This is a genomic window from Escherichia sp. MOD1-EC7011, assembly GCF_002965005.1.
Lineage (GTDB): Bacteria > Pseudomonadota > Gammaproteobacteria > Enterobacterales > Enterobacteriaceae > Escherichia > Escherichia ruysiae.
In genome coordinates, this window is sequence record NZ_PTRD01000032.1 from 1 (window position 1) to 12,423 (window position 12,423).

Here is a 12,423-nt window from a genome sequence, read left to right on the forward strand (position 1 = left end):
TTTTGACTATGAGGTGATGATATCACCTCTATTCAGGTGGCCAAATTCACTATGCCACTACAGGTACTTTGGTTTTCAAATTAAGAGACCAGGGAATAGCCAAAACGCATAGGCCGAACAAAATTGCTCAAGAGGCTGGATTGCAAAATGCCGGTCATGCCAAAATAGATGAAATGTTGGTTGCTGCTCATGCCGGCTGTTTTGACGTATTAGAGTCAGTCATTTTACATCGGAATATTAAAGCGATTTTGGCTAATCTAAGCGCGATTGAGCGCATTGAACCTTGGGATGAGAATAGGAAGGTTCCAGGAGGCACTGATGGTTTGTTTGAATCATCAAACATCCTTGTACGACTATTTGAGTACACAGGTGAAGATGCAACTTACAACAACTATGAAAACGTTATTTCTATATTAGAACAACACGGAGTTAAATATGATGAGATTAGACAAAAATGTGGTCTTCCCTTATTAAGGATAATGGATTTATCCCCAAATGATAGATATATATTAGACATTCTCATTGATTACCCGGGTATAAGAACGTTAATTCCTGAACCAAAATATTCAGCATTCCCGGTTAGTGTAAGTGATTCTGTTGGCATTGAAACAAATAGCTTTCCCGTACCATCAGAAGAATTACCCATTGTTGCTGTATTTGACACTGGGGTAAGCCCCATCGCGGCAACAATTACTCCTTGGGTAGTGAGTAGGGAAACATACGTAATTCCTCCTGATACGAGTTATGAACATGGGACTATGGTGTCTTCATTGATATCAGGCGCTCATTTTTTAAATGACAATCATCCATGGATTCCTGATACAAAATCTAAAATCCATGATGTTTGTGCCTTAGATGAAAATGGATCTTATATATCAGATTTAATTCTGAGGCTAGCAGATGCTGTAAATAAAAGACCAGATATAAAAGTCTGGAATTTGTCTTTGGGAGGCGGACCATGTAATGAGCAGACGTTTAGTGATTTTGCGATGGAGTTAGATCGGCTCAGCGATAAATTTGGTATTTTGTTTGTAGTTGCTGCAGGTAATTATGTAGATGAACCTATACGTACATGGCCAAATCCTGATCCGCTTGGAGGTGCTGATTTAATTTCCTCTCCTGGAGAGTCAGTCCGAGCACTAACAGTTGGTTCAGTTTCTCATATGGAAGCTAATGATGCTTTAAGTGAAATTGGAACACCGACACCATATACTCGTCGTGGCCCTGGGCCTGTATTTACTCCAAAGCCAGATATAATCCATGCTGGCGGTGGGGTTCATAGACCTTGGAATGTAGGAGCAAGCAGTTTAAAGGTCGTAGGGCCAGATAATAGGCTTTGCTCTAATTTTGGTACTAGTTTTGCTGCTCCAATTGTGGCAAGTTTAGCTGCGCATACATGGCAGAGAATAGCCACTAATACAGACTTTAATGTTTCACCATCATTGATTAAAGCATTATTAATTCATTCCGCTCAATTATCTTCTCCTGATTACTCGCCAAGTGAAAGACGCTATTTGGGAGCGGGAATTCCTAATGAAGTTATTGAGACCTTATATGATAGTGATGATAGGTTTACTCTGATTTTCCAAACATTCTTGGTTCCTGGGGTGAGGTGGAGAAAGGATAACTATCCCATACCATCGGCACTTATTCAAAATGGAAAATTTAAAGGTGAGATTGTAATTACTGCTGCATATGCACCACCACTGAACCCTAATGCCGGCAGTGAATATGTTCGCGCGAACGTAGAGCTAAGTTTTGGCTTAATTGAGAATAATACTATAAAAGGAAAAGTGCCTATGGAAGGAGAAAACGGTCAATCTGGATATGAGAGAGCTCAAATTGAGCATGGTGGAAAGTGGTCACCAGTAAAAATTCATCGCAAGGCATTTAATAAAGGAATTACTTCGGGTAACTGGGCTCTTCAGGCTAAAACAACGTTGAGAGCGAATGAACCGGCCTTAATGGAGCCTTTACCTGTAACTATTGTAGTAACTTTAAAATCATTAGATGGAAACACACAAGTTTATGCTGATGGCGTAAGAGCTTTAAATGCTAATAACTGGGCTCACTATCCATTGCCTGCTCGTGTGCCAGTTTCCGTATAACAACTATATAAATCAAACCCGCTGTAGCGGGTTTGATTTATTTGTGGGTGTGTTTTATAAAAATACCGCCCATACACAACAAAATACAAAAAGTATTATAGATAAAAAAGGAACGTAATGTGCAGATTTGTTGTTTTCCATATTTACTCACCTTAATATGATTAACCCTGATAGGGTTGTTATTTCAGCGGTTTTCAAATGAGATATTATGGTGATCTGGCAGATTTGCATAACATTAAAATTTAATTTGTTTAACCGCTTTTAATAATAAGCGTTGTTTGTATCCCAGCAATCTGTTTTTTGGTTTTTATTCCATTAAGGTGGGGCTTTACACTGGAGCCAGTTTATTTATACTTCATACGTCAGCCTGAACAACTGGCATCTGCTGCGCTGCGCCATCGAGAGATTAAGAAATGGCGCATATACAACTGGTCAAACAAACCTCTTCCGGATTACTTCTCCCGGCGACGCCGGAGAGTTGTGATTTTCTGCATCAAATCAAAATAGGCGAGTGGATACACGCAGACTTTAAGCGTGTGCGTAACTACGCATTCCACAAGCGTTTTTTCAAACTCCTGCAACTGGGATTCGATTACTGGACTCCGGTCGGTGGGGCGATCACGCCTCGCGAACGAGAACTGCTGTCTGGTTTCGTTGATTACCTGTGCGAATCAGTTGGTCGGGAACACACGCCAGCCCTGAGTGATGCCGCAGAGCAATATCTGAATACAGTTGCGACACGCAGAACCCGGGATACGGCATTGCTAAAGTCGTTTGAGGCTTTTCGCGAGTGGGTAACCATTCAGGCTGGATTTTACACCGAACATTTTTATCCGGACGGTAGCCGCGGGCGTCGGGCAAAATCTATCGCTTTTGCGAATATGGACGAAACCGAGTTTCAGCAGGTTTATAAATCTGTTCTGAATGTGCTGTGGAACTGGATTCTGTTCCGTAAATTTTCCTCTCCGGAACAAGTCGAAAATGTGGCCGCGCAGCTGCTGGAGTTTGCGTAATGGTGGATTTACGTAAAGCGGCGCGGGGGCGGATGTGCACCGTCAGAATTCTTGGCTACTGCAATCACGATCCGGAAACGTCTGTGCTGGCGCATTACCGACTGGCGGGAACGTGCGGAACAGCGACAAAACCACACGATATGCAGGCGGCGATTGCCTGTAGCTCATGCCACGATTTAATCGACGGGCGGGTAAAAACAAGCGATTACACCAAAGAAGATTTACGCCTGATGCATGCAGAAGGTGTTTTTCGCACGCAAGAAATCTGGAGAAAGGAAGGTTATTTATGATTTACCCAACAAATACAGGCAAAAGCGGGGAACACCTTCGTCTCACCACGCTGGAAAGTGTCTGGATTCAGGGAAAACTGCGCATGTGGGGGCGCTGGTCGTATATTGGCGGCGGTAAGACGGGGAATATGTTCAACCAGTTGTTGGCCTCTAAAAAGCTGACAAAAACGGCAATTAACGAGGCGCTCCGGAGGATGAAAAAAGCAGGTCTGAACAAGTCTGAACTTGAGGCTTTTTTGCGGGATATGATTAACGGTAAGCAAAAGAGCTGGCTGGCGCATTGTACTGATGCAGAGGCGTTATGTATTGATCGGGTCATAAGTGAGGTGCTGGCAGAGCATCCAGGATTGATTAGCGTCCTTCGGCAACGGTATGAGGGGCGGGGGATGACCAAACGCAAAATGGCTGAATTGCTAAATGATGCACACCCAGAGTGGTGTTTTAGCACATGCGAAAAGCGAATTGCTAATTGGTTGGCCGTTGCTGAGTATGCGCTATACATTCCCATGCGAGAATCATTCGCTCAAAAAACGGCTTGATTTTTTACGCATAAACTGCTTCAATTTTGCTACGCTTCGCAAAGCTGTATCGCGAGGCGAATCAAGCGCAATTAAACTTTAATAGAACCCGCCATCGAGCGGGTTTTGTTGTTTCTGTGGTGTGATATCAGAAACGACATTTAATCATCGCCTTCAAAATAAATTTATTTATATGTTGTTGTATATATTTTAAGTGAAAGTGAATTATTCACATAAAATAAAAACATATAAATAAATTTACATAACTTGACGCAAAGTGTTGTTGCGATTGGAATATTAAATCGTATTATCGAAAACGGTTCTGAGGGGGAACTCTTCTTTGCTCGGTGATATCGCTCCCCTGAAGAACCAATGCCGACTTAGCTCAGTAGGTAGAGCAACTGACTTGTAATCAGTAGGTCACCAGTTCGATTCCGGTAGTCGGCACCATATGCGGGTATCGTATAATGGCTATTATCTCAGCCTTCCAAGCTGATGATGCGGGTTCGATTCCCGCTACCCGCTCCAGAGAAACAAGCCTTATTGTATCGTGGCACTGGCGTATTTTTTATTACGTGGGGTGGGTTGTTTTAAAAAGACAATCCGTTCTCTGACTATGATTGGAGGTCGGTTGTAGTCACAGTGCTAATTTTTTTACGGCAGCAGAATGGTGCATTATCGGTGGAGATTTTGTATTTCCTGGCAGGGTCGGTGATGCATCATTCTGGTGTTGTAAAAGCACCGCAGAGGTGTTCCTCAGTGCGAGGGTGGTTTAGATAGTGGTTTGGCGGGGAATCACAATATCTGTTGTAGAGATGGATATTTCGGGAGGCACCCGACACCTCGATTCTTATTACAATAAAATGATTTATCTCATGCAGTGACCAACCGCCATATTTGGCGGTTTTTTTTATTCCTTCCTCAGGACAAAAAAAGACACGAGCATCCTGGAATACTCGTGGGACAAAGTCCTTTAGATAGCAATTTGCGAGAGGGTGAAAAAGTAGCGCGGTCGTCGGATTAAGACCGCGGGACAAAGTCCATGAAGAATAATAAGTATTGGCCCCCTTCTGGGGACATGTTCATACTACTAAGCTTCAGAAGTGGTTTAAATCATCAAATTGACCTTAATTTTCGATAAGTCTTATTTCATTTCTTTGCGCCACATCTGGCGCGCATCAAATAACGCCACGCAAAGGGCATCTGCGGATGCCGGTGCTTTTGACGGGGTGTTTTTTACGGGCCGCTGGTGGCCATTTTTTGTTTCCATTACACAGCGCCCGCATCTGCGAGGTGGGGGTTATGAAATCCATGGATAAGTTAACAACGGGTGTCGCCTATGGCACCTCCGCAGGCAGTGCTGGCTACTGGTTTTTACAGTTGCTCGATAGAGTAACTCCGTCACAGTGGGCTGCAATCGGTGTGCTGGGTAGTCTGGTATTTGGCCTGCTGACGTACCTGACAAACCTTTATTTCAAGATTAAAGAAGATAAGCGCAAGGCTGCGAGAGGTGAATAATGCCTCCATCATTACGAAAAGCCGTTGCTGCTGCTATTGGTGGCGGAGCAATTGCTATAGCATCAGTGTTAATCACTGGCCCAAGTGGTAACGATGGTCTGGAAGGTGTCAGCTACATACCATATAAAGATATCGTTGGTGTATGGACTGTATGTCACGGACACACCGGAAAAGACATCATTCCCGGTAAAACGTATACCGAAGCAGAATGCAAAGCCCTCCTGAATAAAGACCTTGCCACGGTCGCCAGACAAATTAACCCGTACATCAAAGTCGATATACCGGAAACAACGCGCGGCGCTCTTTACTCATTCGTTTACAACGTGGGTGCTGGCAATTTCAGAACATCGACGCTTCTTCGCAAAATAAACCAGGGCGATATCAAAGGCGCATGTGATCAGCTACGTCGCTGGACATATGCTGGCGGTAAGCAATGGAAAGGTCTCATGACTCGTCGTGAGATTGAGCGTGAAATCTGTTTGTGGGGTCAGCAATGAACAGAGTAACCGCGATTATCTCCGCTCTGGTTATCTGCATCGTCGTCTGCCTGTCATGGGCTGTTAATCATTACCGTGATAACGCCATCGCCTACAAAGAACAGCGCGACAAAAATGCCAGAGAACTGAAGCTGGCGAACGCGGCAATTACTGACATGCAGATGCGTCAGCGTGATGTTGCTGCGCTCGATGCAAAATACACGAAGGAGTTAGCTGATGCGAAAGCTGAAAATGATGTTCTGCGTGATGATGTTGCCGCTGGTCGTCGTCGGTTGCACATCAAAGCAGTCTGTCAGTCAGTGCGTGAAGCCACCACCGCCTCCGGCGTGGATAATGCAGCCTCCCCCCGACTGGCAGACACCGCTGAACGGGATTATTTCACCCTCCGGGAACGACTGGTAATGATGCAGGCCCAACTTGAAGGTGCTCAGCAATACATAACCGAGCAGTGTTTAAAGTAAAATCTTAACTACAATATGATTCATTTTGATGATTGTTTCATAAGGAACAGTGAAGTAAGATCTAAGAGGAGTTAAATTTTATACAGTATAATCATAATATTGCAGCAAGGTGGTTATAATTGAAAGAATATTTAGATATGAATACATCTCATGTAAGAGTTGTTACTCATATGTGTGGGTTCCTGGTTTGGCTCTATAGTCTTTCAATGTTGCCACCAATGGTTGTAGCATTGTTTTATAAAGAAAAAAGCCTGTTCGTTTTCTTTATAACTTTCGTTATATTTTTTTGCATTGGTGGCGGAGCGTGGTATACAACTAAGAAATCTGGCATTCAATTACGTACCCGTGATGGGTTTATTATAATTGTAATGTTTTGGATTTTGTTTTCTGTTATTAGTGCATTCCCTTTATGGATTGACTCAGAACTTAATTTAACGTTCATTGATGCTCTGTTTGAAGGGGTTTCTGGAATAACAACAACAGGAGCAACTGTAATTGATGATGTTAGTTCATTACCTCGGGCATATTTGTACTATCGGTCACAGTTAAATTTTATAGGTGGTTTAGGAGTTATTGTTCTGGCGGTTGCTGTATTGCCATTATTGGGTATTGGTGGTGCAAAGCTTTATCAGTCAGAAATGCCGGGGCCATTTAAGGATGACAAACTCACTCCCCGCCTGGCCGATACGTCACGGACACTGTGGATAACTTATTCTTTATTAGGTATTGCTTGTATTGTCTGTTATAGACTTGCAGGAATGCCTTTGTTTGATGCTATTTGTCACGGGATTTCCACAGTTTCGCTTGGTGGTTTCTCAACTCATAGCGAGAGTATCGGATATTTTAATAACTATTTGGTTGAGCTGGTGGCTGGTTCTTTTTCCCTGCTATCGGCTTTCAACTTCACTCTTTGGTATATTGTTATTAGCAGGAAAACGATAAAACCTTTAATCAGAGATATTGAACTTCGTTTCTTTCTGTTAATAGCCTTAGGGGTGATCATTGTTACCTCTTTCCAGGTCTGGCATATAGGTATGTATGACTTGCATGGAAGTTTTATTCATTCGTTTTTTCTTGCCAGCTCCATGCTCACTGATAATGGTTTAGCTACGCAGGATTATGCAAGTTGGCCCACGCACACGATAGTGTTTTTGCTGTTGTCAAGTTTCTTTGGGGGATGTATAGGTTCAACTTGTGGTGGAATTAAGTCACTTCGATTTCTTATACTTTTCAAACAAAGCAAACACGAGATAAATCAGCTTTCTCATCCCAGAGCGTTGTTGAGTGTAAATGTAGGAGGGAAGATAGTTACAGATCGTGTAATGAGGTCTGTATGGAGTTTCTTTTTTCTTTATACTCTCTTCACGGTGTTTTTTATACTGGTGTTAAATGGTATGGGATATGATTTTCTTACATCATTTGCAACAGTGGCTGCATGTATTAATAATATGGGATTAGGTTTTGGGGCTACTGCATCGTCATTCGGAGTGCTTAATGACATTGCAAAATGTTTAATGTGCATAGCTATGATTCTTGGTCGCCTTGAAATTTATCCTGTTATTATATTGTTTTCAGGTTTTTTTTGGCGCTCCTAATATATGGCTGATTTATAATTGTGAGTTTAATATTATGTTGACTCACTCATTGATCCAATACCTAACTTTACCAGCAACCCCTCCGTCCCCAGTAGCACTGGCTGCTGGGGTGCGTTTTATTCATAAAGCAAGGCTGTATGAGCGAGAAATTAAAGATAGTCTATCGCCCATTACAAGAATTGTCACCGTATGCGCACAACGCCAGGACGCACAGCCCTGAGCAGGTGGCACAACTGGTAGAAAGTATTAAGCAATTCGGCTGGACTAATCCGGTGCTGATTGACGAAAAGGGCGAAATTATTGCGGGTCACGGTCGTGTTATGGCGGCTGAAATGCTCAAAATGGATTCTGTTCCGGTCATTGTTCTGTCTGGCCTGACGGATGAGCAGAAAAAGGCGTACCGCCTGGCAGATAATCGCCTGCCGATGAATGCTGGCTGGGATGAAGATCTGTTGCGGATGGAGCTGTCGGACCTAATCAATGCTGATTTTGATGTCTCCCTGACAGGCTTCATCCCGACAGAAATTGATGAACTGTTGACGGATGTTTTGCCCGGTACAGGAAATGAGGAGGAGCCGTATACGACGAAAATTGATACGCCTGTTTATGAGCCGTCGGGCGGTAAACCGGATATCAGTGAACTGTACGACGATACGAAAACTCAGGAGCTGATCAGCCGGATACGTTCGGCGTCCCTTGAGCCTGATATTGAGAAATTCCTCCTGTGTGCGGCAGAACGTCACACGGTGTTTAATTTCAGCAGAATTGCGGACTATTACGCTCACGCCCCCTCTGAAATTCAGTGTTTTTTCGAGGAGTCGGCGCTGGTGATCATTGATTATCAGCAGGCTATTGAAAATGGATTTGTCCGGATGACGCAGCGCATGGTGGAGATCATGCATGGTGGTGAGGAGGAGGAATATGCGTGATGATTTTTGCGCCTTTATTCTGACTCACGGGCGACCGGACAAAGTTCTGACTTACCGGACGTTGCGTCGTGCTGGCTATACCGGGAAAATTTTTATCGTTGTTGATGATGAAGATAAGACACGGAATCAGTACATGGCTGAATTTGGTGAACAGGTGCTGGTGTTTTCCAAAGCCGATATCGCCAGTCGTTTTGACGAAGCCGATAATTTCTGTGACCGCCGCTCAATTTTTTACGCCCGTAATGCCTGTTTCGACCTGGCAAAACTGGTCGGGTGTAAATACTTCATTCAGCTCGATGATGATTATCACGAGTTCCAGTTTCGGGTGGATCGCAACTATGACCAGGCCTATTTTCCGATAAGGAAACTGGATGCGATCCTTTCTGAAATGCTGGCGTACTACGAATCAATACCTGCTCTTTCCATCGCTATGTCGCAGGGCGGGGATTTTCTTGGTGACAATGGCGGCCATGCTTCGTGGGTGAAACGCAAGGCAATGAACAGCTTTATCTGTTCGGTTGATCGACCGTTCTCATTCATGGGGCGCATTAACGAGGATGTGAATACGTACACGAATCTCGGTCGCTGTGGTGAATTGTTTATGACGATCGGTGCTGTCCAGTTAGGGCAGAAACAGACGCAGAAAAACAGCGGCGGAATGACCGAGCTGTATCTGGATTCCGGAACCTACGTTAAAAGTTTTTACTCCGTCATGTATGCGCCGTCGTGCGTAAAAATCTCACTGATGGGTGCCAGCCATAAACGCATTCACCATCAGGTCACCTGGAACAACGCTGCAGTAAAAATCCTTCACGAAAAATACAGGAAGAAGACACCCTGCATATCAATGGGGGTGACAAATGATTCCGTATTCGAAAGTCGAGTCTCTGGCAGCGTGCCGGATGACTGCACAACAAATCGCTGACGTTCTGGATGTTGATCTGAACCGACTGAAAGAAAATCGGGAAGCAATGACAGATTTTTATGCGGCCATCCGTAAGGGCAGAGCGAAAGGTGAAGCCGAGTTACGAGCGGCATTGTTTAAGCTTGCCAGAAAAGGGGATGCCTTTGCTCTGCGCGAACTACTCAGGGTGGATAAAAATCAGGACTAACTGATGAGCAGACCGGACTGGGGGGCGTTGCAGCAGGAGTATATTGCTGAATACACCCGCTCCGGTATATCTCCGGTGGCATGGTGTGAAGCAAGGGGACTGAATTACGCAACAGCCCGTCGTTACATCAAAAAAACTCCGAAAAATGCGCAGACAGAAATGTGCAAAACTGCGCAAAAAAGTGCGCAGAAAAAATCTGCGCAGACTGCACAAAAGCGGAACGAAAAATCTCAGGAAAAAAAGCCAGTATTCGATGCGGGCCTGAATGAGGGCGACGCGGAGGAATTTTCGTTCTGTCCCGATGAATTCGGCATTTCTGACCAGCAGGCTAAGTTTGCGATGCTTGTTGCTCAGGGTAAAAAGCCGACAGAGGCGTACCGACTAGCCGGTTATGAGGGGCAAGGTGCGACAGCTAACAGCAACGCCAGTCGTATGCTTAGAAATGCCAGGGTTTTTCGCGCTATCAGCTACTTCCGCAATCAGTACCAGAAACGCTATACCGCAGACCTGGATTTACTAGTGAGTCAGTTGATGGCTATTGTCCTGGCCGACCCCAATCAGCTTGCACAATTTCGCCGTGTTAACTGCCGTTATTGCTGGGGCGAGAATCATCTCTACCAGTGGCGCGATATAGCAGAATTCGACAAGGCAGCGGCGCAGGCTTCCAGAGATGGCAAACCCGAACCGGAATATGGAGGCCTCGGCTTTGTTGATAACGCCATACCCAATCCGGACTGCCCGAAGTGCTGCGGTGAGGGAACGGGACAGCTTTATATGGCTGATACCACTCTGCTTGATGGGGATGCGCGGCAATTATATGCAGGGGCAAAATTCGGAAAATTCGGCGTTGAGATCCTGCTGGAGGATAAGGCTGCCGCCCGGCGTGAATTGTTGCGTTTGCTTTCTGCTGGCGGGGCTTTATGTGCAGATAAGCGGCTACAGGAACTGGAAATTGAACGGCGCAGAATGGAAAACCAGAAGCTGCGCAAAGAGATCGAAACGGTGGAAGATAATGAACATCCCCAGCCTGTGGCGATCAATATTAATGTGGTTGATGCCAGAGTAAGGAGTGATGAAGATGATCTCTCCGACGCTTAATGTGCCTCAGGCGCGATTTCTTTCAATGCCCCATAAATTTAAAGCCTATATTGCTGGTTTTGGCTCGGGCAAAACATGGGTTGGGTGTGGCGGCATATGCAAGGGGATTTGGGAGCATCCAGGTATAAATCAGGGATATTTTGCGCCAACGTATCCCCAAATTCGCGATATTTTTTACCCTACAGTGGAAGAAGTTGCTGCTGACTGGGGATTGAACGTAAAAATTAATGAGGGAAATAAAGAGGTTCACTTTTATTACGGACGCCAGTATCGGGGAACCACTATCTGCAGATCGATGGAGAAGCCACAAACGATCGTCGGTTTCAAAATTGGTAATGCGTTGGTGGATGAACTGGACATTTTGCCGAAGGAAAAAGCCAGAACGGCGTGGCGCAAGATAATTGCGCGTATGCGTTATAAGATTGATGGACTTCGCAACGGTATTGACGTTACAACCACGCCGGAAGGATTCAAATTTGTCTACGAGCAGTTTGTTAAAGCCGTGCGTGAAAAAACAGAGCTGGCCTCACTGTATGGTCTGGTGCAGGCATCTACTTTCGATAATGAAAAGAACCTGCCAGCAGATTACATTCCTTCGCTTCTTGAATCATACCCTCCAGAGCTGATTAAAGCCTATCTGCGAGGACAGTTTACTAACCTGACAAGTGGTACTGTTTACCATCAGTTTGACCGGAAACTGAATAATTGCGAAGAAGTGGAGCAGCCAGGGGAGCCGATTTATATTGGGATGGATTTTAACGTTGGAAAGATGGCGGGAATCGTCCATGTGCTGCGTTTGGGGCTTCCATGTGCGGTAACTGAAATCATCAATGCCTACGATACGCCGGATATGATCCGCATCATTAAAGAACGCTTCTGGCTGTATGATGGGAATGATTACCGGAAAGTGAGGGAAATTTATATTTATCCAGATGCTTCCGGGGATTCCAGAAAATCAAGTAACGCAAGTACGACGGATATAGCCCAGCTTAAGCAGGCTGGTTTTAACGTTGTGGTGAACAGCTCGAACCCGCCAGTAAAAGATCGCGTTAACTCAATGAATGCAATGTTCTGCAATGCCAATGGTGAGCGTCGCTATAAAGTTAATGTGAAGCGTTGCCCGTTATATGCCGAATCTCTGGAGCAACAGGTCTGGGATGAGAAGGGGGAGCCTGATAAAAAATCTGGCAATGATCACCCGAATGATGCCGGAGGTTATTTCATCGTTAAGCAATTCCCTATTGTCAAACCGACCGGAAGAGTCACATCACTTCGGATTTAATT

13 protein-coding genes and 2 tRNA genes are annotated in these 12,423 nt (G+C 44.8%); all 15 read left to right on the forward strand.

Going from position 1 to position 12,423, the window contains the following annotated elements; translation table 11 throughout:
* Positions 1-68 precede the first annotated feature (68 nt).
* Positions 69-2,108: a S8 family anti-phage peptidase IteS gene (iteS, locus tag A7098_RS16495; protein WP_301005544.1), complete on the forward strand. Its 2,040-nt coding sequence runs from the start codon at positions 69-71 to the stop codon at positions 2,106-2,108.
* A 413-nt stretch (positions 2,109-2,521) separates the two neighbouring features.
* On the forward strand, positions 2,522-3,121 hold the full coding sequence (locus A7098_RS16500; protein ID WP_000940316.1) for a DUF1367 family protein: 600 nt from the start codon (positions 2,522-2,524) through the stop codon (positions 3,119-3,121).
* A complete protein-coding gene (locus A7098_RS16505) occupies positions 3,121-3,411 on the forward strand; it encodes a DUF1364 domain-containing protein (RefSeq protein WP_001551052.1) in 291 nt (96 codons plus the stop codon). Before A7098_RS16500 ends, A7098_RS16505 begins: the two co-directional genes overlap by 1 nt.
* Entirely contained in the window at positions 3,408-3,950 is a 543-nt protein-coding gene (locus A7098_RS16510; RefSeq protein ID WP_000640136.1) for a DUF1133 family protein, read from the forward strand. The genes A7098_RS16505 and A7098_RS16510 overlap by 4 nt, the downstream gene beginning before the upstream one ends.
* Positions 3,951-4,303: 353 nt before the next feature.
* Positions 4,304-4,379: transfer RNA gene (locus A7098_RS16515), tRNA-Thr, on the forward strand.
* A 3-nt stretch (positions 4,380-4,382) separates the two neighbouring features.
* Positions 4,383-4,457 (forward strand) — tRNA-Gly (locus A7098_RS16520).
* Between the two features lie 774 nt (positions 4,458-5,231).
* Entirely contained in the window at positions 5,232-5,447 is a 216-nt protein-coding gene (gene essD / locus A7098_RS16525; protein WP_000839599.1) for a phage lysis protein EssD, read from the forward strand.
* Positions 5,447-5,944 carry a lysozyme RrrD gene (gene rrrD / locus A7098_RS16530; RefSeq protein WP_001551053.1) on the forward strand — a complete coding sequence of 166 codons (498 nt, stop codon included), beginning with the start codon at positions 5,447-5,449 and terminating at the stop codon, positions 5,942-5,944. The genes essD and rrrD overlap by 1 nt, the downstream gene beginning before the upstream one ends.
* Before the next feature lie 216 nt (positions 5,945-6,160).
* Complete coding sequence (gene rzoD, locus A7098_RS16535) at positions 6,161-6,346, forward strand: prophage lysis lipoprotein RzoD (RefSeq protein WP_001228688.1); 186 nt, start codon at positions 6,161-6,163, stop codon at positions 6,344-6,346.
* Positions 6,347-6,542: 196 nt separating this feature from the next.
* Entirely contained in the window at positions 6,543-8,000 is a 1,458-nt protein-coding gene (trkG, locus tag A7098_RS16540) for a Trk system potassium transporter TrkG (RefSeq protein WP_001097895.1), read from the forward strand.
* A gap of 137 nt (positions 8,001-8,137) precedes the next feature.
* Positions 8,138-8,929: a ParB/Srx family N-terminal domain-containing protein gene (locus A7098_RS16550; RefSeq protein ID WP_001291094.1), complete on the forward strand. Its 792-nt coding sequence runs from the start codon at positions 8,138-8,140 to the stop codon at positions 8,927-8,929.
* The gene (locus tag A7098_RS16555; protein ID WP_001204037.1) at positions 8,922-9,854 is read left to right on the forward strand and encodes a hypothetical protein; all 933 of its coding nucleotides are present in this window, start codon (positions 8,922-8,924) and stop codon (positions 9,852-9,854) included. The genes A7098_RS16550 and A7098_RS16555 overlap by 8 nt, the downstream gene beginning before the upstream one ends.
* Entirely contained in the window at positions 9,832-10,041 is a 210-nt protein-coding gene (locus tag A7098_RS16560; protein WP_000126788.1) for a hypothetical protein, read from the forward strand. The genes A7098_RS16555 and A7098_RS16560 overlap by 23 nt, the downstream gene beginning before the upstream one ends.
* A 3-nt stretch (positions 10,042-10,044) precedes the next feature.
* Positions 10,045-11,139: a terminase small subunit gene (locus tag A7098_RS16565; RefSeq protein ID WP_000089448.1), complete on the forward strand. Its 1,095-nt coding sequence runs from the start codon at positions 10,045-10,047 to the stop codon at positions 11,137-11,139.
* Positions 11,120-12,421, forward strand: coding sequence for a terminase family protein (locus tag A7098_RS16570; RefSeq protein WP_000625348.1), 1,302 nt, complete (start codon positions 11,120-11,122; stop codon positions 12,419-12,421). Before A7098_RS16565 ends, A7098_RS16570 begins: the two co-directional genes overlap by 20 nt.
* The last annotated feature ends 2 nt before the right edge of the window (positions 12,422-12,423 follow it).

Coding starts and splice junctions, on each gene's coding strand:
- A7098_RS16500 (WP_000940316.1), top strand. CDS start 2,522: ATGGCGCATATACAACTGGTCAAACAAACCTCTTCCGGATTACTTCTC.
- A7098_RS16505 (WP_001551052.1), top strand. CDS start 3,121: ATGGTGGATTTACGTAAAGCGGCGCGGGGGCGGATGTGCACCGTCAGA.
- A7098_RS16510 (WP_000640136.1), top strand. CDS start 3,408: ATGATTTACCCAACAAATACAGGCAAAAGCGGGGAACACCTTCGTCTC.
- essD (WP_000839599.1), top strand. CDS start 5,232: ATGAAATCCATGGATAAGTTAACAACGGGTGTCGCCTATGGCACCTCC.
- rrrD (WP_001551053.1), top strand. CDS start 5,447: ATGCCTCCATCATTACGAAAAGCCGTTGCTGCTGCTATTGGTGGCGGA.
- rzoD (WP_001228688.1), top strand. CDS start 6,161: ATGCGAAAGCTGAAAATGATGTTCTGCGTGATGATGTTGCCGCTGGTC.
- trkG (WP_001097895.1), top strand. CDS start 6,543: ATGAATACATCTCATGTAAGAGTTGTTACTCATATGTGTGGGTTCCTG.
- A7098_RS16550 (WP_001291094.1), top strand. CDS start 8,138: ATGAGCGAGAAATTAAAGATAGTCTATCGCCCATTACAAGAATTGTCA.
- A7098_RS16555 (WP_001204037.1), top strand. CDS start 8,922: ATGCGTGATGATTTTTGCGCCTTTATTCTGACTCACGGGCGACCGGAC.
- A7098_RS16560 (WP_000126788.1), top strand. CDS start 9,832: ATGACTGCACAACAAATCGCTGACGTTCTGGATGTTGATCTGAACCGA.
- A7098_RS16565 (WP_000089448.1), top strand. CDS start 10,045: ATGAGCAGACCGGACTGGGGGGCGTTGCAGCAGGAGTATATTGCTGAA.
- A7098_RS16570 (WP_000625348.1), top strand. CDS start 11,120: ATGATCTCTCCGACGCTTAATGTGCCTCAGGCGCGATTTCTTTCAATG.